18 protein-coding genes and 1 tRNA gene are annotated in these 20,570 nt (G+C 65.4%); 11 read left to right on the top strand and 8 right to left on the bottom strand.

Annotation, left to right across the window (positions count from 1 at the left end):
• Nucleotides 1–33: 33 nt before the first annotated feature.
• Complete coding sequence (bglX, locus tag VJS90_RS15910) at nt 34–2,325, bottom strand: beta-glucosidase BglX (RefSeq protein ID WP_324122603.1); 2,292 nt, start codon at nt 2,323–2,325, stop codon at nt 34–36.
• Between the two features lie 127 nt (nt 2,326–2,452).
• Here bglX and VJS90_RS15905 point away from each other — a divergent pair, with 127 nt between their 5' ends.
• From VJS90_RS15905 to VJS90_RS15890, 4 genes are all read left to right on the top strand, one after another.
• Entirely contained in the window at nt 2,453–3,055 is a 603-nt protein-coding gene (locus tag VJS90_RS15905) for a LemA family protein (protein WP_324122602.1), read from the top strand.
• Nucleotides 3,055–3,801, top strand: coding sequence for a TPM domain-containing protein (locus tag VJS90_RS15900; RefSeq protein WP_324122601.1), 747 nt, complete (start codon nt 3,055–3,057; stop codon nt 3,799–3,801). The genes VJS90_RS15905 and VJS90_RS15900 overlap by 1 nt, the downstream gene beginning before the upstream one ends.
• A gap of 27 nt (nt 3,802–3,828) precedes the next feature.
• Nucleotides 3,829–4,446, top strand: coding sequence for a TPM domain-containing protein (locus tag VJS90_RS15895; RefSeq protein WP_324122600.1), 618 nt, complete (start codon nt 3,829–3,831; stop codon nt 4,444–4,446).
• 101 nt (nt 4,447–4,547) lie between these two features.
• Nucleotides 4,548–5,765 carry an SAM-dependent methyltransferase gene (locus tag VJS90_RS15890; RefSeq protein ID WP_324122599.1) on the top strand — a complete coding sequence of 406 codons (1,218 nt, stop codon included), beginning with the start codon at nt 4,548–4,550 and terminating at the stop codon, nt 5,763–5,765.
• A gap of 76 nt (nt 5,766–5,841) precedes the next feature.
• Here VJS90_RS15890 and VJS90_RS15885 read toward each other — a convergent pair whose 3' ends face one another.
• Nucleotides 5,842–6,864: a DUF4917 family protein gene (locus VJS90_RS15885; protein ID WP_324122598.1), complete on the bottom strand. Its 1,023-nt coding sequence runs from the start codon at nt 6,862–6,864 to the stop codon at nt 5,842–5,844.
• A 117-nt stretch (nt 6,865–6,981) separates the two neighbouring features.
• On the opposite strand from VJS90_RS15885, the gene VJS90_RS15880 reads away from it, so the two are divergent.
• The 5 genes from VJS90_RS15880 to VJS90_RS15860 all read left to right on the top strand — a co-directional run bounded on the left by VJS90_RS15880 (nt 6,982) and on the right by VJS90_RS15860 (nt 13,728).
• Nucleotides 6,982–8,022, top strand: coding sequence for a glycerophosphodiester phosphodiesterase (locus VJS90_RS15880; RefSeq protein ID WP_324122633.1), 1,041 nt, complete (start codon nt 6,982–6,984; stop codon nt 8,020–8,022).
• Nucleotides 8,023–8,096: 74 nt separating this feature from the next.
• On the top strand, nt 8,097–8,633 hold the full coding sequence (locus VJS90_RS15875; protein ID WP_324122597.1) for an RNA polymerase sigma factor: 537 nt from the start codon (nt 8,097–8,099) through the stop codon (nt 8,631–8,633).
• Entirely contained in the window at nt 8,626–9,588 is a 963-nt protein-coding gene (locus tag VJS90_RS15870; RefSeq protein ID WP_324122596.1) for a FecR family protein, read from the top strand. The genes VJS90_RS15875 and VJS90_RS15870 overlap by 8 nt, the downstream gene beginning before the upstream one ends.
• A 121-nt stretch (nt 9,589–9,709) precedes the next feature.
• Nucleotides 9,710–12,118, top strand: coding sequence for a TonB-dependent receptor (locus VJS90_RS15865; protein ID WP_324122595.1), 2,409 nt, complete (start codon nt 9,710–9,712; stop codon nt 12,116–12,118).
• Nucleotides 12,119–12,189: 71 nt separating this feature from the next.
• Nucleotides 12,190–13,728 carry an alpha/beta hydrolase-fold protein gene (locus VJS90_RS15860; RefSeq protein WP_324122594.1) on the top strand — a complete coding sequence of 513 codons (1,539 nt, stop codon included), beginning with the start codon at nt 12,190–12,192 and terminating at the stop codon, nt 13,726–13,728.
• A gap of 368 nt (nt 13,729–14,096) precedes the next feature.
• On the opposite strand, the gene VJS90_RS15855 is transcribed toward VJS90_RS15860, so the two are convergent.
• The 5 genes from VJS90_RS15855 to VJS90_RS15835 form a co-directional block, all read right to left on the bottom strand.
• Nucleotides 14,097–14,170: transfer RNA gene (locus tag VJS90_RS15855), tRNA-Gly, on the bottom strand.
• 116 nt (nt 14,171–14,286) lie between these two features.
• Nucleotides 14,287–15,171: an alpha/beta hydrolase gene (locus VJS90_RS15850; protein WP_324122593.1), complete on the bottom strand. Its 885-nt coding sequence runs from the start codon at nt 15,169–15,171 to the stop codon at nt 14,287–14,289.
• A gap of 356 nt (nt 15,172–15,527) precedes the next feature.
• Entirely contained in the window at nt 15,528–16,220 is a 693-nt protein-coding gene (locus VJS90_RS15845) for a pseudouridine synthase (protein WP_324122592.1), read from the bottom strand.
• Between the two features lie 31 nt (nt 16,221–16,251).
• Nucleotides 16,252–16,473 carry a cysteine-rich CWC family protein gene (locus VJS90_RS15840; protein ID WP_324122591.1) on the bottom strand — a complete coding sequence of 74 codons (222 nt, stop codon included), beginning with the start codon at nt 16,471–16,473 and terminating at the stop codon, nt 16,252–16,254.
• On the bottom strand, nt 16,466–17,956 hold the full coding sequence (locus VJS90_RS15835) for a sensor domain-containing diguanylate cyclase (RefSeq protein WP_324122590.1): 1,491 nt from the start codon (nt 17,954–17,956) through the stop codon (nt 16,466–16,468). The genes VJS90_RS15840 and VJS90_RS15835 overlap by 8 nt, the downstream gene beginning before the upstream one ends.
• Before the next feature lie 211 nt (nt 17,957–18,167).
• On the opposite strand from VJS90_RS15835, the gene VJS90_RS15830 reads away from it, so the two are divergent.
• A complete protein-coding gene (locus VJS90_RS15830) occupies nt 18,168–18,623 on the top strand; it encodes a hypothetical protein (RefSeq protein WP_324122589.1) in 456 nt (151 codons plus the stop codon).
• 2 nt (nt 18,624–18,625) lie between these two features.
• On the opposite strand, the gene VJS90_RS15825 is transcribed toward VJS90_RS15830, so the two are convergent.
• Nucleotides 18,626–19,732 carry an enoyl-CoA hydratase/isomerase family protein gene (locus VJS90_RS15825; RefSeq protein WP_324122588.1) on the bottom strand — a complete coding sequence of 369 codons (1,107 nt, stop codon included), beginning with the start codon at nt 19,730–19,732 and terminating at the stop codon, nt 18,626–18,628.
• 128 nt (nt 19,733–19,860) lie between these two features.
• Here VJS90_RS15825 and ung point away from each other — a divergent pair, with 128 nt between their 5' ends.
• On the top strand, nt 19,861–20,556 hold the full coding sequence (ung, locus tag VJS90_RS15820; protein ID WP_324122587.1) for a uracil-DNA glycosylase: 696 nt from the start codon (nt 19,861–19,863) through the stop codon (nt 20,554–20,556).
• The last annotated feature ends 14 nt before the right edge of the window (nt 20,557–20,570 follow it).

Below are 20,570 nucleotides of genomic sequence, written 5' to 3'. Positions count from 1 at the left end.
GATGACCGCCGCTGGGCGCGGCGGTCATGGAACCTACAACAACTCGAAGCTCTGCTGCTGCACCGACTGCGAATCCAGCCCCACCTGCACCTTGAACTGGCCAGGCTCGGCGGCCCATCGCAGCTGGCCGTTATAGAACTTGAGGTCGTCCTCGCTGATCGTGAAGCTGACTTTCCGGGCCTCGCCGGCCTTGAGCATCAGCTTCTGGAAGCCCTTGAGCTCCTTGACCGGACGGCTGGCCGACGCGGTCACGTCCTGCAGGTACAGCTGCACCACGGTCTCGCCGTCACGCTTGCCGGTGTTTTTCACCGTCACCTGCGCCTGCAGCTTCTCGCCCTGCTTGAGCGCTGTCCGGGACAGCGTCAGGTCTTCCAGGCTGAAATCGCTGTAGCTCAGGCCATAGCCGAAGGGATACAGCGGGCCGTTGGGCTCCTCGAAGTACTGCGAGGTGTAGTTGCCTGGCTTGCCTGGGGTGAACGGGCGACCGATGCTCAGGTGGTTGTAGTACATCGGGATCTGCCCGACCGAGCGTGGGAAGGTGATCGCCAGCTTGCCTGACGGGTTGTAGTCGCCGAACAGCACATCGGCGATCGCATTGCCTCCTTCGGTACCGCTGAACCAGGTTTCCAGGATGGCATCGGCCTGCTCGCGTTCCCAGGCCAGCGACAACGGACGGCCGTTCATCAGCACCAGCACCAGCGGCTTGCCGGTGGCCTTGAGGGCCTTGATCAGCTCGCGCTGGCTGGCGGGAATCTCGAGGGTGGTACGGCTCGACGACTCGTGGGACATGCCGCGCGATTCGCCGACCACGGCCACCACCACGTCGGATTGCTTCGCCGCCTTGACCGCCTCGTCGATCATCACCGCGGCGGGGCGTGGATCATCGATGATTTCGGGGGCGTCGAAGTTGAGGAAGTTGAGGTAGTCGACGATCGCCTTGTCGTGGGTGACGTTGGCGCCCTTGGCGTAGACCAGCTTGCCTTGCTCGCCGATGGCGCGGCGCAGGCCTTCGCGAACGGTGACCGAGTGCTGCGGCCGGCCGGCGGCGGCCCAACTGCCCATCATGTCGATCGGCGCATCGGCCAGCGGGCCGACCAGGGCGACGGTGGCGTTCTTGCGCAGCGGCAGGGCCTGGTTGCGGTTCTCGAGCAGCACCAGGCTGCGGCGCGCCACGTCGCGAGCGGCGTCGCGGTGCAGGCGTTGTTCGGCGTAGGTGTCCTTGGGGTCGTCCTCGGCCTTGCCGATGCGCCGGTACGGGTCTTCGAACAGGCCCATGTCGTACTTGGCGCCGAGCACCTCGCGCACGGCATTGTCCAGCTCGGCCTGGCTGACCTCGCCGGACTTGAGCAGGCCGGGCAGCTCTTCGCCGTACAGCGAGTCGTTCATGCTCATGTCGATGCCGGCCTTGATCGCCAGCTTCGCGGCCTCGCGGCCATCACGTGCGACGCCGTGGCGGATCAGCTCCTGGATGGCGCCGTGGTCGCTGATGGTCACGCCCTTGAAGCCCCAGTCCTTGCGCAGCAGGTCATGCATCAGCCAGGTGTTGGAGGTGGCCGGCACCCCGTTGATCGAGTTCAGCGCCACCATCACACCGCCGGCGCCGGCGTCGATACCCGCGCGGTAGGGCGGCAGGTAGTCGTTGTACATCTTTGGCGCGCTCATATCGACCGTGTTGTAGTCGCGTCCGCCTTCCACCGCGCCGTACAGGGCGAAATGCTTGACGATGGCCATGATGCTGTCGGCATTGGCCGGGCGCGTGCCCTGGAACGACTCGACCATGACCTTGGAGATGCGCGAGGTGAGGTAGGTGTCCTCGCCAAAGCCTTCGCTGGTGCGGCCCCAGCGCGGGTCGCGGGCGATGTCGACCATCGGCGCGAACGTCATGTCGATACTGTCGGCGGCGGCTTCGATGGCCGAGGTGCGGCCTACCCGGGCGATGGCATCCATGTCCCAGCTCGAGGCCAGGCCCAGGCTGATCGGAAAAATGGTACGGTGCCCGTGGATCACGTCGTAGGCGAAGAACATCGGGATCTTCAGGCGGCTGCGCTGGGCCGCGTCCTGCATGGGCCGGTTCTCGTCGCGGGTGATCGAGTTGAACGTGCCGCCGATGCGGCCCGCGGCGATTTCCTTGCGGATCATCTCGCGGGGCATTTCCGGGCCTATGCTGATCAGGCGCAACTGGCCGATCTTCTCGTCGGTGGTCATCTCGGTGAGCAGATGATCGATGAAGGCCTGTTTGTCCTGCAGTGGCGGGGCGGAGGGGGCGGCCATGGCCGTCTGACTGGCCAGACCGATGACCAGGCCCAGCAAACACAGTTTGTTCATGGATTCTTTTCTCTGGGCCCCGGTCGTATCCACGGTGGTACGCAGGCTCAAACAGGGCAGGCGATTGAAATTACGGCGAAGTATGCCTCATATGGCGCTTTCGATCAGGACAAGGAGCACGCAGAACATGCAGGTCATTCAGGCAAGGTCGGTACGGGTATGGTTGCTGCTGGCGATCGCCAGCGTGCTGGCTGGCTGCGGGATCAACAACATTCCGCAATACGATGAGCAGGTCAAGGCCGCCTGGGGCCAGGTGCAGAACCAGTACCAGCGCCGCGCCGACCTGATTCCCAACCTCGTCGAGACGGTCAAGGGCTACGCCCGCCAGGAGCAGGAGACCCTCACGGCGGTCATCGAGGCCCGGGCCAGGGCGACGTCGATCCAGGTCGATGCCAGCACCCTGGACGATCCGCAGAAGCTGCAACAGTTCCAGCAGGCGCAAGGCCAGTTGAGCGGGGCGTTGAGCCGCCTGATGGTGGTGTCCGAGCGCTACCCGGACCTCAAGTCGAACCAGAACTTCCTGGCACTGCAATCGCAGCTCGAAGGCACCGAGAACCGCATCGCCGTGGCGCGCCGCGACTTCATCGCCGCCGTGCAGAAATACAACACCGAGATCCGCACCTTCCCCGGCAGTATCTGGCACAAGGTGATGTACAGCGACCTGAACGTGCGCGAAAGTTTCGAGGCCACCAGCGAGAATGCCGACAAAGCGCCTGAAGTGAAATTCTGATGCGCGCGCTGATCGCCTCCTGCTGGCTGGCGCTGCTGCTGGCCAGCGGCCTGGCACAGGCCGCGCCGGCGTTTCCGGCGCTGACCGGGCGGGTGGTGGACAACGCCCAGCTGATCGACCCGGCCAGCGTCCGGCAGCTCGAGCAGATGCTCGCCGCGCACGAGCAGGCCACGGGTGAGCAGGTGGTGGTCGTGACGTTGCCCGGCCTGCAAGGCCTGCCCATCGAGGACTACGGCTACCAGCTCGGGCGTCATTGGGGCATTGGCCAGAAGGGCAAGGACAACGGCGCGCTGCTGATTGTCGTGCCAAGCGAGCGGCGGTTGCGGATCGAGGTCGGCTACGGGCTGGAGGATCGTCTGACCGATGCCCAGGCAGCGGTGATCATCAACAGCGTGATCACTCCGTCATTTCGCCGTGAAGCGTACAGCGACGGTATCGTCGCCGGTGTCAGCGCCATGCTTCATGTGCTCGGCGGCGAACCGTTGCAGGAAAGCCCTGAGCCTGAAGGCAGCCGCAGCCCGGCCATGTTCGCGCTGTTGGTGATGCTGGTGTTCGTGGTGCTGATCATGTCGGGCATGGGTTCGGGCGGCGGCCGCGGGCGTGGCGGGCGTGGCGGCGGACTGGGCGCCGCGCTGGGTGGCGCCCTGGGCGGTGGCTTCGGCGGTTTCGGTGGCGGGGGCGGCGGTGGCGGCTTCGGGGGTGGCGGCGGCAGCTTCGGCGGCGGCGGGTCATCCGGTGGCTGGTAGAACAACCTTCAACGAGATACCGATGGCATGACTTTGCTCAAGGAATACGAACAGCGCCAGGTCGCCGAGGCGATTGCCCGCGTCGAGCAGCACACCGATGCCGAGCTGGTCACGGTGCTGGCCCGGCGCGCCGACGACTATGCCTATATCCCCTTGCTGTGGGCCAGCCTCCTGGCGCTGGTGGTGCCCGGGCTACTGCACTTCGTGTCTGGCTGGCTGAGCATCAACCAGCTGCTGATGACCCAGTGGCTGACCTTCATCGTCCTGTGCCTGGTGTTTCGCCTGCCGGGCCTGACCACCCGGCTGATCCCGCGGACGGTGCGGCACTGGCGAGCGTCCAACCTGGCGCGGCGGCAGTTTCTCGAGCAGAACCTGCACCACACCGAGGGCGCCACCGGGATGCTGATCTTCGTCAGCGAGGCCGAGCGCTACGTGGAGATACTGGTCGATGACGGTATAGCCCAGCGCCTCGACAACCAGGTGTGGGCCGGCATCGTCGCGCGGTTCACCGAGCAGGTGCGCCAGGGCGAGACGCTGCAGGGCTTCATCACCTGTGTCGAAGCCTGCGGCGAGGTGCTCAGCGTCCATGTGCCGCTGACCCACCCGCGCAACGAGCTGCCGAACCGGCTGGTGATCCTCGACTGAGCCACGCCCATCGAGAAAACCTGTGCGCAGGCCGGCCATCGACGTAAACTGCCCGGCACTGCGCCCCGCGCGCCCTCCGCACCTTGAGGCACCCACACCCGATGTCCGTCACACCCTCCGCTTCAACCGCGCCGGATGCGCGTGCCCAGTTTCTCGACATGCTCGATGCCAGCCTGCAGGGCAACACCCTGGTCAAGCTGGTGCTGGCCCGCCATGTCGGTGCCGACGATACCCTGCAGCGCATCATCGCCAAGCCGCTGGTGGTCAAGGGTCAGGCGTGCCTGTCGCTGGTCTACCGCCACCAGACCCGCGACATCACCCGCAACCTGCCGCTGGAGCAGGCCCGCGCGCTTGTCGATGAGCTGCTGCCCGCGAGTTTCCGCAATGCCCACCTGTTCAACCAGGACGAGGAAGTGCAGCTGAACTTCAGCAAGAAGGGCAAGCCGATGCTCCAGCGTCATGGCGCGCAGGCGCCCCGCGCCGCGGCGCCGGCCGAGCACGACCGCGAGAAGAAGCGCTACCTGGAGCTGTCCCGCCCGTTCCTGCGCGACCTGGGGGTGACCGACAGGCAGGGCGCGTTGATCCCGTCCATGTCGCGCAAGTGGAAGCAGATCAACAAGTTCATCGAGGTGTTCGATCACGCCCTGGCCAGTGCGCCGCTTGCCGGCGACCAGGCGCTGCGGGTCGCCGATTTTGGTTCAGGCAAGGGCTATCTGACCTTCGCCATGCACGACTACCTGACCGATCGCCTGGCGCGCCAGGCTCAGGTCACCGGCGTCGAGTTGCGCCAGGACATGGTCGAGCTGTGCAACGCCGCCGCGGCTCGCCTTGAGCAGCCTGGCCTGGTGTTCGAGTGTGGCGACGTGCGCAGCGTGGTGCCCGAGGCCATCGACGTGATGATCGCCCTGCATGCCTGCGACGTGGCGACCGACTACGCCATCCACACCGGCATCCGCTGCGGCGCCTCGATCATCATGTGCTCGCCGTGCTGCCACAAACAGATCCGCCCCCAGTTGCACAGCCCTGGCCTGCTGCAGCCCATGCTGCAATACGGCCTGCACCTGGGCCAGCAGGCCGAGATGCTCACCGACAGCCTGCGCGCGCTGTACCTGGAAGCGTGCGGGTACGAGACCAAGGTCTTCGAATTCATCTCGCTGGAGCACACCAACAAGAACAAGATGATCCTGGCGGTCAAGCGCAAGTCGCCAGCCGATGCCGGGGTCTTGCTTGAAAAGATCGAGCAGTTGAAGGCGTTCTACGGGGTGAAGGAGCATTGTCTGGAAACGTTGCTGCGCGCGGATGGGTTGATCGCGGCCTGACCTTGTTCCCTGTGGGAGCCGGCTTGTCCCGCGATGGGCCGGCACAGAGGTAGGGCGCCGGCTTCATGACTGAGCTTCAGTGCCGCTTGCCGTGACCGGCTGGCACCGCGATTTCGCGGCCGGGCGCGCCCAGCGGGTGCGTGCTGGCATCGAAGAAATGCAGCGCCAGCTCGGGCGCTTCAGCGAACACCTCCAGATACCGCTGCTTCTGGCTGATGACCGACGCCTCGCCCAATGGGCGAATGGCAATCGAGAGATGCGCCGGCCGCGCCTGGCGAATGGCCTGAGCCAGATGCTGGTCGGCGCCGCCCAGGTGCTGCCCGAGCACGCACAGGCCGTCACGCTCGCGGGCGAGTTCGCCCAGGCACCAGGAGAGGTAGTCGGAGTTGCGGATGGCGCGCAGCTTGTCGTTGCTGGTGCTTTCATTGATGAACAACGGCACCTCGCCCGGTGTGTTCACGGCAAAGCCATCGAGCAATTCGCTGCCCTCGGCGCTGCGCTGGCGAGTGGTGCCGTCGGCCTGCTTGAGCAGGTGCAGGCCGCCATGCAGATAGTGCAGGCGTGTGCCTGGGTCGCGGGTGGCACGTATGTCGAAAAAGCCTTCGTCGTCGAACAGCCGCGCGAAGCCATGCGGGGCTTGCTCGACCGCCCAGGGGCAGAGCAGGTCGTAGTTGCTGGTGAACACGCGCTCGTAGGTGCGCAGTTCGTTGCTCAAGGCCTGTAGTGTCGGCGTCGGCACTAGCGCAAAGGGCACGTGCAGGCTGCGCATGGCATGGATCAGCGCTTCCTTGATCGCGTAATAGCGATTGAGAGGGGCGGTCGAGCTGATCGCCAGCGCCGCGTTGGTGCGTACCGTGGTGTTGAGCATGCTCAGCACCGGCTCGAACAGCTCCGTGGCCAGGGCCTTGAACAGTGCCTGGTCGCTCTTGCCCAAGGCCCGCGAGCGTACCTGCTGGGCCTGCTCGAACAGCGAGAAGTAGCCGAACGGCTTCCACACCGCGCGACTCGCGCCGTTGCCCAGCAGCAAGGCACGGCAGGGATGGCGGTCGTTGAGCTGCGCCCAGGTGGGCAGGTGGGCATCAAGAGGGGCGTGGGGCATGGGGCATCCGTCGGTGTGCGGGCAAACGCCGCGACTTTAGCATGTCATGGAGAATGTGCGAGGCTGGCAGGCAGGACAACGAGGGAGCACGCAATGAACAGCATCATCCACTGGGCCATGGGCACGTTGCTGGTGGCGTCATCGGTCAGCGCCGAGGAGGTCAGGTCGCGGGCGTTGCGCCTGGGTATCCCGGACCCGGCGGTGATTGCCCACCGCGGCGCCTCCCATGACGCGCCGGAGTCCACTCTGCCCGCGTACCTGCTGGCACGCGACCTGGGTGCCGACTACCTCGAGCTGGACCTGCAACGTACCCGCGACGGTGTGCTGGTCGCCGTCCACGATGACACGCTGGCGCGTACCAGCGATGTCGCCGAGCGCTATCCCGAGCGGCGCGACAGCCCCGTCAGCGCCTTCACCCTGGCCGAACTCAAGGCGCTGGATGCGGGCAGCTGGTTCAACCAGGCGTACCCGGCGCGTGCGCGGGCGTCGTTCGAGAAACTGCGGATCCTTACCCTGGACGAGGTGATCGACATCGCCGAGGGCAATCCCGAACGCGATCCTGGCCTGTACATCGAGACCAAGGTGCCCGATCAGTTTCCCGGCATCGAAGCCCAGCTTCAGGCCCGGCTTGACGCACGGGGCTGGCTCGACAGGCCAGGCAAGGTGGTGCTGCAGACGTTCGACCGCAACAGCCTTGGCCTGCTCCACAAGAGCATGCCGCAGGTGCCGAAGATCCTCCTGTTATGGGTTGGCAAGGGGGCCATCGAGCCGGCTTCGGGCCAGTCCTTCGCCGAGTCCGGTGAGCTCGACAAGGCTGCCTTCTACGCGCGCCAGCAACCTCGGGACCACGCCGAATTCAACCGCTGGCTGGACGCCGCCGTGCAAGGCGGAGCGATCGGCACCGGGCCTTCCGCGGCGCGCAGCGGCGGGGGCGAGCAAAGCTACGCCGACCTGATCCAGCCGTGGATGAACCAGCTCAGCCATGAGCGGGACCTGCTGGTGCACGTCTACACCCTCGACGCGCCAGAGGACTTCACCAAGGCCACGGCCGCCGGTGTCGATGGCATCTTCACCAACCGCGCCGGTGCCTTGCTGCGCCATTACGGCCGGCCGGCCGCGCACAGCGAAGCCCAGCTGCTGCGCGGTCATGGCTATTAAGGTACTGGCACCGCCGGGAAGACCTGTGTGAGAATGATAGGAATTCCTATTAGTGATCCTCATCTGCGCACGCAATGACCTCTCTATCCTCCCCCTGGGCCGGCGCGCCGGCTTTCCAGGCGGTCGTTCACGACCTGCTGGTCCACTACACCGATCTTCGCCGCTACCTGTGCGGGCGCCTGCGCAATCCGGATGATGCGGCCGACATCGCCCAGTCCAGCTTTGCGCAGGCCTATGCCCATGCCCTGAACGCCCCGGTGCTCAACGCCAGGGCGTTGCTGTTCCAGGCCGCGCGCAACCTGTGCATCGACCAGTACCGGCGTCGCAGCACGGAGCTGGCGGCGCTGCAGGATTGGCTGACCCGTGCCGAGGCGCTGAGCCCCAGCGTTGAAGACGTGATGATCGCCCGCGAGCAGTTGCAGCAACTGATCGAGCGCATCGAGCGCATGCCGCGCTTGCGGCGCGAGGTGTTCGTCCGTGTGCGCCTGCATGGCCAGAGCCACCGGGAGGTGTGCGCGGCCCTCGGGTTGTCGGCGAAGTCGGTGGAGCTGCACATCGCCCGGGCGGTGTTCGACCTCTCGGAGCTGAGCCTGGCCGTTCGGCATGACTGATCCCGTATCCCCGCGCAAAGTGCAACAGGCGCTGGCGTACCTGGCGGGCTTGCACGGTGACGATCTGGAGCGTGCCCGGCAGGTCGGCGCCCAGGTGCAGCGCTGGCGCGGCAAGAGCGACGAGCACGAGCGGGCCTGGCTGGAGGCCGAACATCGATGGCAGCTGGTGCATCGCCTGGCCCCGCAGTTGCGTGGCGTGGTGCAGCCCGAGCCGTGCGATCCGAGCCGCCGGCGCCTGCTGCGCCAGGGTGGCGCGCTGGCCGTGGTGCTGGCCGCTGGTGGCTGGCTGGGCTGGATGTTCAAGCGCACCATGCCCTTCGAGCACGCGTTGCAGACGGCCCACGCCGAGGCCCCGCGCAGGTTTGCCCTGCCCGATGGCAGCGAGCTGCTGGTGGCGGCCGAGAGCAACCTGCGGGTGCGCTACAGCCATGGCCAGCGGCAGGTGCTGCTGCTGCATGGCAATGCCTATTTCGACGTTGCCCACGAAAGGCTGCGGCCGTTCCTGGTCAGCACCCGGCTGGGCGTGGTGCAGGTGCTGGGCACGGCGTTCACCGTCAGCGACCGCGGCGTTGGCGTGCAGGTGGCGGTGGCGCGCGGACGGGTGCAGGTGCGCGACCTGCAGGGCCGCGAGGTGGTGTTGCGCGCCGGGCAGCGCGTCGGTCTTGATGACCAGGGTCGTCTTGGCGCCTGGCAGGCTGGCAGCGAACTCGGGCCTGACCTGCGTCACTGGCAGCGCGCCTGGTGGTCGTTCACCGACACGCCGCTGGCCGAGGTGATCGCCGAGCTCAATGCCTATGTGGCCAAACCGCTGTCGGTCGATGCGTCGGCGGCCAGGCTGCACCTGACGGGCAGTTTCCCGAGTGCCGAGCCGCAAGTGCTGATCGAGAGCCTGGCGCGGGTGCTGCCGGTGCGGGTGGTGGATGAGGGGGGGAGGGTGATGGTGATGGGGCGGTGAGGCGGTGAGACGCTGCAGACCCAAGCGCACGAGACATGCATCTCGTTCCGAACTTTTTTTGAGGGGTAAACCGCCCCTGTCCCGTCATCAGCAGTGAATCCCACTTCTGCAAGGACAGATCATGCCGCTTTTCTCCGCCCAGGCTCATCCATCGACCGTGTCCGCTTCGTTTCCCGGGACGCTGCGTCGCCTGGTACTGGCCTGTGCCCTGGGTACCGGCGCGCTGCTGTCGGCCAGCGCCGCGCTGGCCGACAGCCAGCCGCTTTCCCTGAACCTGCCCAGCCAGTCACTGGAAGCCACGGTGCACCAGCTGGCCCATGAGTCCGGCGTGGCCATCGCCGCCGACAGCCGCGTGCTGGCAGGGCGCAGCGCAGCGGCCTTGCAGGGACGCTACACGGTCTTGCAGGCGTTGCAGCAACTGCTGGCTGGCAGCGACCTGGTGGCGCTGGAGGAAAACGGCGTGATCATCCTGCGCAGCACCGCAGAAGAGGGCGCGCTGAACCTGGGGGCGACGACGATCAATGCCACGGGCCAGGGCAATGACTTGCCTGAAGCCTATAGCGGGGGCCAGGTCGCACGCGGTGCGCGGATCGGCATGCTGGGTAATCGCGACATCATGGACACACCGTTCAATGTCGCCGCTTACACCGCGCAGAACATGGAGAACCAGCAGAGCGGCACGGTCGGCGCGGTGCTGCGAAATGACCCGTCGATCCGCTTCAGCACCGGCGAAGGCCATGCCTACGAAAACTTCATGATCCGTGGCTATGCCCTGGACTCAACCGAGCTTGCGATCAATGGCCTGTACGGCCTGGCACCGGATGGCCACGTGCCGACCGAATTTCTCGAGCGGGTCGAAGTGCTCAAGGGCCCCGGCGCGCTGCTCAGCGGCATGGCGCCCAACGGCGGCGTCGGCGGGGTGATCAATCTGGTGCCCAAGCGCGCGGGCGCAACACCGCTGACCCGCCTGACCACCAGCTATGTGTCCGATGGTTATTTCGCCGAGCACATCGACCTGAGCCGTCGCCTCGGCGATGAGCAACGTTTCGGCATCCGCTTCAACGGCGTCTACGGCAGTGGCGACACCGGCGTCGACGACCAGTCCAAGGACCGTACCCTGGCGTCCTTGGGCATGGACTACCAAGGTGATGGCTGGAAACTGGAACTTGACGCCTACGAGACCCACGAGAAACTGGACAACGGCAGCCCGATGATGGCCGGCTTCAGCGACCTGAAGCATGTGCTCAAGGCGCCCAAGCCCGATACCAACATCCTCGAAGGCATCTCTGCCAAGCAGATCAGCAAGGCGGTGCTGGTGCGGGGCGAATACGACCTCAATGACAACTGGACAGCCTACGCCAGCGTCGGCGGCGCCCGCACCCGCTACACGGGCTTTCTCAATGGCACCCGGGTGAAAGTCACCAACGACAGCGGCGACGCCAGCGGCGAGACCTACAACCAGGCCGGCTACACCCACAGTCTCTCCACCGAGGCCGGCGTGCGCGGCAACTTCATGACCGGCCCGGTGAGCCACCAGCTGGTACTCAGCACCACGCTGCTGCACCAGGACATCGGTCGCGCGCCCACCGTGACGGGCGCCAAGTACATCACCAACATCTACCACCCGATCCAGCCGACCATTGCCTCCGCCCATGGCTCCAGCGACAAGACCGGCGACAACACGCTGTCCAGCTTCGCGGTGGCCGACACCCTGGGGTTCATCGATGAACGTGTGCTGCTGACCCTGGGTGTGCGTTCCCAGCGTGTGCGGCAGAAGCTGAGCAATCCGTCCTATGACGAACGCGCGCTGACCCCGGCCCTGGGCCTGGTGCTCAAACCGTGGGATGCGCCGGTGTCGCTGTATGCCAACTACATCGAGGGCCTGACCCAGGGCGGCATGGTCAGCGATGTGTCCGCCGACAACTATGGCGAGCAGTTCGCGCCGTACAAGGCCAAGCAGATGGAGGCGGGGGTGAAGTGGGACCTGGGCGACTTCACCCATACCTTGGCGGTGTTCCAGATCGAGAAGCCGAGCATGATGTTCGACAGCGCCAGCAACCGCTACACCGACGACGGCGAGCAACGTAACCGTGGCGTGGAGTGGAACATGTTCGGCTCGATCACCCCGAGTGTGCGTCTGCTGGGCGGCGTGACCTACACCCGCGCCGAACTGACCAAGACCGCGGGCGGCACCTACGACGGCAACACGGCTCGCGGCGTGCCGGCCTGGTCGGCCAACCTCGGCGCCGAGTGGGACACCCCATGGGTCGAAGGCCTGACCCTGACCGCGCTGGGTATCCACAGCAGCTCGCAGTACCTGGACGCCGCCAACCAGCTGAAGATTCCCCAGTGGACCCGTTATGACCTCGGCGCTCGCTACAGCACCAAGGTGTTGAGCAAGGACGTGATGCTGCGCGCCAGCCTGGAAAACGTCGAAAACCGCTCGTACTGGGCGGGCGTGTTCAACGATGGTTACGCCACCGTCAGCGAGCCGCGCACCGTCAAACTTTCCGCCAGCATCGATTTCTGAGGTCCACAATGCATCAATTGACACGACTGGGATGTGCCTTGCTGATGGCGGCTGCCTGCAGCGGTGGGGCAATGGCTGCTGGCATCGCACACCTGCAGGTGGGGCAAACGGTAGAGGGTCAGGCCGCACAGCCTGAGCAATCCGTCTGGCAACTGTCGCTCAAGGCCGGGGACTTCGTCCGCGGCCGCATCGAAGGCGATATCAGCCTGCGTCTGCTCGACGCGCGCGGCCAGCCGCTGCGGCTGTTGATCGACGGCATGGACCAGGTCCGCGACTTCATGTTCGTGGCCGAGCGCGAGGGCGAGTACCGCCTGCGTGCCGAGCCTCTGCAGTCCCGTGCGCAAGAGCGCTTCAGTCTCAGCCTCAACCTGGTCCAGGCCGCGAGCTCGCAACGCCGTTCGCGGCCCGCGCCAGCCAGCCCAGTCATGCGCCAGCTGGTCGATGACCTTGCCGCGGGCAAGAGCACCGAGGCGTTCTGGAAAGCCCGCGCCAGCCAGGGCACGCCCCTGGTCGAGGTGATCCCGGGCAAGCCCGACCAGCGCCTGGTGACCTTCCTCTGGCGCGGCGCACGTGACAATGTGCGCGTGTTCGGCGCCCCGTCGGGCAACCATGATCCGTTGCAGCGGCTGGGCGACAGCGACGTCTGGTACCGCAGCTTCGAAGTGCCCTCAGGCGCCCGTCTGAGCTACCAGATGGCCCCGGACGTGCCGGCCTCCGATGATCGCCGGACGATTCTTGCCACCACCCAGCGCGACCCGCTGAACCCGGCCACCTTTGCCGACGGCAGCGGCGATCCCTGGCTGTCTCGCTCGCGCCTGGAGCTGCCAGACGCAGCGCCGCAACCCTGGGTCGCCGAGCGTGCGAACGTTGCCCGTGGCACTCTGGAGCGTCAGCGCCTGGGCAGCAAGCTGCTGGGTAACGAACGCGACGTCTACCTGTATCGCCCGGCCGGCTGGCATGACGGTGCAAGCGGCCAGCACCTGCTGGTCCTGTTCGACGCCCACGCCTATACCCGCCAGGTACCGACCCCGACCCTTCTCGACAACCTCGTCGCCGACGGCCTGATCCCGCCCACCGCCGCGCTGATCATCGCCAACCCCACCGACCTCAGCCGCCAGCAAGAGCTGCCGCCCAATCCCCTGTTTGCGCGCTTCATGGCCGAGGAGCTGATGCCCTGGGCCCGCCAGCAAGGCCTGCATGCCAGCGCCGGCGATACAGTCGTGGCCGGCTCCAGCTACGGCGGCCTGGCATCGGCCTACCTCGGGCTCACCCATCCAGAGCTGTTCGGCAACGTGCTCAGCCTGTCCGGCTCGTACTGGTGGTCACCCGAAGGTGCCGAGCCCGGCTGGCTCACCCGCGAATACGTCAAGGCACCACGCCAGCCGCTGCGCTTCTACCTGCATTCAGGAACGTTCGAAGGACCGAAGATCCTCGACACCAACCGGCACCTGCGCGATGTGCTGCTGGCCAAGGGGTACGCGGTCGAGCAAGTGGAATACCCCGCCGGGCATGATTACCTGCAATGGCGCGCAAGCTTGCCCTGCGGCTTGATCAGCCTGATCGGAAAGGGGACGGCCGCGGTCCCGCAGGCGTGTGTGCCAAAGGGCTAGTCCCCCCGCTGAGTAAGCCCGTGCTCGGGCGCGCCGAGCGCTGGCTCGCCGGGACGCTGGACCGCCTGCGATGGGCCCTGTAGGAGCTGGCTTGTCCTGCGATGGGCCGCGCGGAGCGGCCCCTAGGTCAGGCACTGCGGTGTGTCAGTATGAACCAGGGCGGGTCTGATATCGCGGGGCCGCTCCGCGCGGCCCATCGCAGGACGAGCCAGCTCCTACAGCGCCGGGCATTGGAGCTCTGGTGCTGCCCATCACACCCGGCTTCTGCACAGCCCGTGAAAAGTGCTTTCAATAGAAACGAAAAAAGGAGCCATTGGCTCCTTTTTGCTGACCACGCCGTCACGGGGACGTCATGTACTGAAATTGTGTGGAGCGGGTGAAGGGAATCGAACCCTCGTTATCAGCTTGGGAAGCTGGAGTAATGCCATTATACGACACCCGCTTTGCAGCTCGACTTTGTACCAGAACACGCAGGCGATTAGAAGACCGGTGTGGCAAAAAAGCCGCGTGACGGCCTGCAGGCGATAGTTGCGATCGCGCTACAGGCCGTCGGAACGCTCAGATGGCCAATGCATGATGACCCTGTACGTAATGACTGCGCTGGCGGTTTTCACGGGCAGTCGGCTTGAGGAAACCCAACAGCACGTTGCGCGTGGCTTCGCTGGCGGCCTTGTGTTCCAGGTCAAGGAAATGGCCGGCACCGCTGATCTCGCTGAAGTGGCTGTTGCGCACCTGGTTCTTGAACTGCCGGGCATCTTCGACAGTGGTGTACTCGTCTCGGTCGCCGTTGACGAACAACACAGGGATGTCGATGGTGTCGGCGCTCCTGAGCGCACGGGTCAGTTCATGGCTGAGAACTTCGCTGATGTGGAAATGCATCTGCGCGTACTCGTGGCTGTCCAGGCTGCTGACATGCCGGTAGTTGAAGCGCTTGTACAACGAGGGCAGGTGCTTGCCGATGGTGTCGTTGACCAGGTTGCCGACCTGGTAGCGATCGCAGGCGCTCAGGTACCGGGAACCGCGCTCCAGGTAGTCGCGCATCGACTCGTTGACCACGGGCGAGAACGAGCTGACGATCGCCTTCTTCACCTGCCGTGGCTTGTGCGCCAGCGCAAGCATGGTGCAGGCGCCGCCCCATGAGAACGACATCACATGGTCGGCGGAGAAGTGATCGATCAGTTCCAGCAGGACGTGCGCCTCGGTCTCCTTGGTCAGCAGGCGTTCGTGGCGGTTGTGCGGCTTGGACTGGCCGGCGTAGGGCTGGTCGTAGAGCACGACGTTGAACTGGGGATAGAGGCTGCGCATCGTCTGAGCGAACGATGCGGTGGTGGCAAGCGAGCCGTTGACCATGATGATGGTCTTGTCGGCGCCTTGCGCGCGGTAGAACTCCGTATAAACCCGATACTGACCTTGTAGATCAAGTACTGCAATTTCTGGCCTCATGTCGTCGACTCCTGGCGCAAAAAAAGGGTATTCGTGTCACCCACGGTGCACGATTTTCATGACAGGTAGGCATACGCCTTGAAGTAAAAACCGGGGCCCAGCGTCGATCCTGACTGCGTGTCGACAAGTATTGTTATGGTGCGGGCGATTTGCCGTGCTCCAGTGCCTTCAGGCACCGGATGGCCGGCAAAAGGCGTCTTGGACTGCGGTTGTGACTGACGAGTCACATGCAGACTGACGAGTTGGATTCAAGCAGCAGGGTCGGGAATCCGCAAGTGCCGTTCGGGCGATATGGAATAAAAAACCGCTGGGCGGTTGTCAGGCGGTATACCAGCAGACGAGGGACCGCCCGGGCGTCAGATCAGGGCGACTTCGTCGGGGCTCAGGAATCGATAGGCGCCGGGCGTCAGTGCCGGATCCAGCACCAGCGGACCCATGCGCTCGCGGTGCAGCCGGGTCACCTTGTTGTCAAAGTGCCCGAACATGCGCTTGACCTGGTGATAACGTCCTTCGACGATCGACAGGCGTGCCTGGCGCGGTCCAAGCAAGGTCAGCTCGGCGGGGAGGGTGGTGAGGTCTTCGAAGGCGAAATAGAGCCCTTCGCGGAACGTGTCGATGTAGTGCGCGCCGATCTCGTCCTCGGTCTCGACATGGTAGACCTTGGGCAGCTTGGTGCGCGGCTGGGTCAGGCGACGGGACCACTGCCCGTCATTGGTCAGCAGCATCAGCCCGGTGGTGTTGTAGTCCAGGCGTCCGGCGATGTGCAGGTCGTCGCGCAGCCCGGCCGGCAGCAGGTCGAGCACGGTGGGGTGCTGGGGATCATGGGTGGCGCTCACGCAGCCCGCAGGCTTGTGCAGCATGAGGTAACGCGCCGGGTGGCCGGCCTGCAGCACCTGTTCATCGACTTCGATACGGCTGAACGCCCGAACCTCCAGGCGCGGGTCGCTCACCACCTGGCCATCGACGCGCACGCGCCGTTGCACCAGGAGCAGGCGGGTCTGCTGGCGGTTGAAGCAGGGCAGATTGCCAAGAAAACGGTCGAGGCGCATGGCGACAGGGTAGGCAGGCGGGGCGGGCAGTCTACAGGTTCGGCCGGTTTTTCGCTGCCTGCAGTTGCTCATCGACCGATGCGCAGCGTGGGCACAGGCATGCTTTGTCCCGCAACTCGATCGGCAGGGCGTCGAGCACCGCCGGATCAATGCTCACGCCAAAGCACCAGCAGGGCTGCGTGGCGCTGCGCGGATCGGCCAGGCCGCACTGGTTGCTGGCGCCACAGGCGGGGCAAAGCGTGGGGTTATTCATGGTCGGCGAGGGGCATGTCTGTGCAGACGCGGTTGCGTCCGCCCTGTTTGGCACGGTAGAGGGCATGGTCGGCCCGGGCGATCAGGTTGTCCAGCGTATCGTCGGGCTGCAGGCTGCTCAGGCCGATGCTGGTGGTCAGGCGCAGGGGCTTGCTGGCGAAATTGAACGCCAGCTGTTCACACCGCTCGCGAATCTTCTCGGCCACCGCCAGTGCCTGGGGCCCATCGACATTTCGCAGCAGCACCAGAAACTCTTCGCCGCCCCAGCGGCAGAGAATATCCGACTGGCGCAGGCTGCCCTGCAGCACCTGGGCGAACTGGCGCAGCACTTCGTCGCCGGCCAGGTGACCATGGTTGTCATTGAGCGCCTTGAAGTGGTCCAGGTCGAACAGCAAGGCGACCAGCGGCGCGTGGTCGCGCGCGGCATTCTGCAGCGCCTGGCCGGCCAGCAGGTCGAAACTGCGCCGGTTCGGCAGCCCGGTGAGGCTGTCGAGGCTGGCGATCGCCTCGGTGTTGTCCTGGTGGCGCTTGACCATCGCATTGAGCAAGGAAAGCACCACCAGCGTGATCATCGCGCAGATCGCAAGGTTCAGGTACAACGACTGGCGAATGCGGTCCAGCGCGCCGTTTTCGCGCTTGTCGACCATCAGGTACCAGTTCAGCTCGGGAACCAGGCGCACGTTGAGGAAATGACTGTGGCCTTCGCTGTCCTGGTATTCATGGCTGCCGCCGCTGGGCGTTGGCATCTGCGCCAGCAGGTCCGAAAGCTCCGGCCTGTCTGCCAGGCGCTGGCCGACGCGCAGGCCGTGGGGGCCACCGCCACTGCCCGTCAGCAGTACCTTGCCCTGCGGATCGACGAAGAACACCGAGCGCTGGTAGCGCTGCTGGTAGGTATCGATCAGGCGCACCACCGTCTGCACGCTCAGCCCCACCCCGGCCGCGCCGATGAAGCGGTCCTGGTAGTCGAGCACGCGGTGGTTGATGAACACGGTCAGCGTGTCCTGGTTGGCCATGTCGATGTCGACGTTGATCTCGTAGGGCGCGCTCATCGCCTTGAGGCGAAAGTACCAGGTGTCCCTGGGCTCGTTGAGCTCCACCCGCTTGAGCACACCCTTGGCCTGGTAATAGATGCGGGTGCGGTCGGAAACGAAGAAGGTGGTGAAGGTCGACTGCTTGCCCATCACCTCGTCGAGGTAGCGGGTGATGCGCTCCGGATCCTGCTCGCCGCCCAGCGCCCAGTCGCGCACGAAGGTGTCCTGGGCCATCATCGAGGAGATGAGCACGGGCCTGACCAGGTCCTTCTGGATCTCGGAGTAGACCGTGTCGGAGGTAAGCGGCAGTTCGGTGTTGACGATGCCGTCGCGGATCGCCCCGCGTGAAGCGAAGTAGCTCAGCAGGGAGGTCGCCAGAAACCCGCAGGCCAGCAGGATCAGCAAGGTCAGGATCAACGAACGTTGCGAAAACAGGGCGGAACGTGACGGCATGATCTTCCCGTGATGTTTGCCAGTGTCGCCATTCTAGTGACATGGCAGGGAAAAGACCCCAGGTTTTTCCAGGATGCATATCCTTGTTTCAATTTGTTGCATGAATCGCACTGCACGCCCGGTTCAGTGTCTTACCCATGTCGATGAACGCTTGCTGATCGACGCCTGCCAGCGCCGCTGGTCAGTAACGCAAGCGGTCCGGGAGGCCGCCATGTACCACCGAATACTTGTGATCGCACTGCTGGGCTTGCTCACCACTGCCTGTGTCCCCTATGGAGGAAGCAGCTACTACCGCACCGAGTACTACACCGCTGATCGTTACGACTCACAGCGTTACTACCGCCCGGGCTACTACAACCGTGGCTATTACGTCGCGCCCCAGCCACGCTATTACTACAGCCCGCCAGCCCGTTACTACCGGCCCGCGCCGGTGCCGCACTACAGGCCTTACCCACCGCCTGGGGTGCAGGGTCAGTGGCAGGGCAATCCGCGTCATGATCATCACTACAATTCCGATCGTCAGCGGTACGACTACAACCGTGACCGCCAGCGCCACGACTACCGCAATGACCGCCGCTACCAGGACGATCGCCGCCAGCATGATGGCCGCGGCATGCGTGGCGGCCAGCACGACGGCCAGCGTGACGGGCGCAACTGGCAGCGTTGATCTCAGGCAAGGTCCGCCAGCGGATGGCGGCCTTCCCACACTTTGCTGAAATGCGCCTCGACCACCGCCTCGGGCACCTGGGCGATGTCCGGCCAATGCCAGCGCGGCTGGTTGTCCTTGTCCAGCAGGCGCGCTCGCACACCCTCGCTGAATTCGGGATGCCGGCAGCAGTTCAGGCTCATTGCGTATTCCATCTGCAGCACCTGCGCAAGTGAAAGGTGGCGGGCGCGGTCCAGCTGTTCCCAGATCAGCCGGCCGGTCAGCGGGCACCCCTCGTGCAGGCGCACACCTGCTTCGGCCAGCAGCGGATCGGCATGCTGGCTCAGGTCGCACAGGGCGCGCCAGGCGGCAACCGGGTCCGCGACATCCAGCAGCTCGTCGATCAACGCCCGGCGTGGCAGCCATTGCGCCTGCGGCAGTTCGGCGAAGGCCCGGTGCTGCTCGGCCTTGAGCAAGCTGTTGAGCTGCAGGCGGGTCTGTTCCTGCCAGTTCAGCTGCAGCAGTTCCTCGACCAGCGCTTCCTGCTGCTGCTCGCCCAGAAACCGGTCAGCCAGCCCAAGGTCGAGGGCGTCCCGGGCGTTGATGGGCGAGCCGGTGAGCGCAAGGAACAGGCCCAGCTTGCCCGGCAGGCGCGAGAGGAACCAGCTGGCGCCGACGTCCGGATACAGGCCGATGCTGATCTCGGGCATGGCCAGGCGGCTGGAGGGCGTGACGATGCGCACGCCCGACCCTTGCAGCAGGCCCATGCCGCCGCCCAGCACATGGCCGTGGGCCCAGCACAGCAGCGGTTTGGGGTAGGTGTGCAGGCGATGGTCGAGGCGGTATTCGGCGGCGAAGAAACTGGCCGCCAGTGGCGGCACGCTGCCGCGGTGCTCCAGGCAGGCCTGGGCCAGGCCCCGCACATCGCCGCCGGCGCAGAACGCCTTGGGGCCAGCGCCGCGCAGCAGCACGCAGACAATGCCTGGATCGCTCGCCCACGCCTGCAGCTGCTCGTCGAGCACTTCGATCATCGGCAGGGTCAAGGCGTTGAGCGTCTTGGGTGCATTCAGCGTGGCGATGGCGATTCGCGCACCGTCGACGCCTGTCAGTACTTCGCAATCAATAGACATGGACAACCTCACTGACGTTATCGGCACAAGTATGGCCTGCCATGCCGATCATGCCGGTCGTCGGTCGGATCGATTGACAACCTCTGGCAGCTTTCCTAGTGTCGCGCCCATTGTTTACGGACGGCCCCATGACTGACGACGATCGCATCAAACTCGAACCAAGCTGGAAGACCGCCCTGCGCGCGGAATTCGAGCAGCCCTACATGCAGCAACTGCGTGACTTCCTGCGCCAGGAACATGCCGCCGGCAAGGAAATCTACCCGCCCGGGCCGCTGATCTTCAACGCGCTCAACTCCACTCCGCTGGACAAGGTCAAGGTGGTCATCCTCGGCCAGGACCCCTACCACGGGCCTGGCCAGGCACACGGCCTGTGCTTCTCGGTGCAGCCGGGCATCGCCACGCCGCCCTCGCTGGTCAATATCTACAAGGAGATGCAGCGCGATCTGAACATTCCCATCGCCCGCCACGGCTGTTTGCAAAGCTGGGCGGACCAGGGCGTGCTGCTGCTCAACACCACCATGACCGTCGAGCGCGCCAATGCCGCGTCGCATGCCAACAAGGGCTGGCAGTTCTTCACCGACCGGATCATCCAGGTGGTCAGCGAGCGGTGTTCGAACGTGGTGTTCCTGCTGTGGGGCTCGCATGCGCAGAGCAAGCAGAAGCTGATCGACGGGACCAAGCACCTGATCCTCAAGTCGGTGCATCCTTCGCCGCTGTCGGCGTACCGCGGGTTCCTCGGGTGTGGCCACTTCAGCCAGACCAATCGCTTTCTCGAGCAGCGCGGGCTGGCGCCGGTCCACTGGGAATTGCCAGAGTCGGCCTGAGTGCCATCGCCGGC

Source organism: Pseudomonas sp. (assembly GCF_035277045.1).
In the GTDB taxonomy this organism is placed as follows: domain Bacteria; phylum Pseudomonadota; class Gammaproteobacteria; order Pseudomonadales; family Pseudomonadaceae; genus Aquipseudomonas.
The sequence above is the reverse complement of the archived record's forward strand: the minus strand, read 5'-3'. Positions and strand labels throughout refer to the sequence as shown.

Bases quoted from the DNA above. Each gene is read 5' to 3' on its own strand.
- VJS90_RS15845 (WP_324122592.1), bottom strand. From the start codon at position 16,220: ATGCGCCTCGACCGTTTTCTTGGCAATCTGCCCTGCTTCAACCGCCAG.
- VJS90_RS15830 (WP_324122589.1), top strand. From the start codon at position 18,168: ATGTACCACCGAATACTTGTGATCGCACTGCTGGGCTTGCTCACCACT.
- VJS90_RS15865 (WP_324122595.1), top strand. From the start codon at position 9,710: ATGCCGCTTTTCTCCGCCCAGGCTCATCCATCGACCGTGTCCGCTTCG.
- VJS90_RS15890 (WP_324122599.1), top strand. From the start codon at position 4,548: ATGTCCGTCACACCCTCCGCTTCAACCGCGCCGGATGCGCGTGCCCAG.
- VJS90_RS15840 (WP_324122591.1), bottom strand. From the start codon at position 16,473: ATGAATAACCCCACGCTTTGCCCCGCCTGTGGCGCCAGCAACCAGTGC.
- VJS90_RS15835 (WP_324122590.1), bottom strand. From the start codon at position 17,956: ATGCCGTCACGTTCCGCCCTGTTTTCGCAACGTTCGTTGATCCTGACC.
- VJS90_RS15850 (WP_324122593.1), bottom strand. From the start codon at position 15,171: ATGAGGCCAGAAATTGCAGTACTTGATCTACAAGGTCAGTATCGGGTT.
- VJS90_RS15885 (WP_324122598.1), bottom strand. From the start codon at position 6,864: ATGCCCCACGCCCCTCTTGATGCCCACCTGCCCACCTGGGCGCAGCTC.
- VJS90_RS15880 (WP_324122633.1), top strand. From the start codon at position 6,982: ATGGGCACGTTGCTGGTGGCGTCATCGGTCAGCGCCGAGGAGGTCAGG.
- VJS90_RS15870 (WP_324122596.1), top strand. From the start codon at position 8,626: ATGACTGATCCCGTATCCCCGCGCAAAGTGCAACAGGCGCTGGCGTAC.
- VJS90_RS15860 (WP_324122594.1), top strand. From the start codon at position 12,190: ATGGCTGCTGGCATCGCACACCTGCAGGTGGGGCAAACGGTAGAGGGT.
- VJS90_RS15900 (WP_324122601.1), top strand. From the start codon at position 3,055: ATGCGCGCGCTGATCGCCTCCTGCTGGCTGGCGCTGCTGCTGGCCAGC.
- VJS90_RS15825 (WP_324122588.1), bottom strand. From the start codon at position 19,732: ATGTCTATTGATTGCGAAGTACTGACAGGCGTCGACGGTGCGCGAATC.
- VJS90_RS15875 (WP_324122597.1), top strand. From the start codon at position 8,097: ATGACCTCTCTATCCTCCCCCTGGGCCGGCGCGCCGGCTTTCCAGGCG.
- bglX (WP_324122603.1), bottom strand. From the start codon at position 2,325: ATGAACAAACTGTGTTTGCTGGGCCTGGTCATCGGTCTGGCCAGTCAG.
- VJS90_RS15895 (WP_324122600.1), top strand. From the start codon at position 3,829: ATGACTTTGCTCAAGGAATACGAACAGCGCCAGGTCGCCGAGGCGATT.
- ung (WP_324122587.1), top strand. From the start codon at position 19,861: ATGACTGACGACGATCGCATCAAACTCGAACCAAGCTGGAAGACCGCC.
- VJS90_RS15905 (WP_324122602.1), top strand. From the start codon at position 2,453: ATGCAGGTCATTCAGGCAAGGTCGGTACGGGTATGGTTGCTGCTGGCG.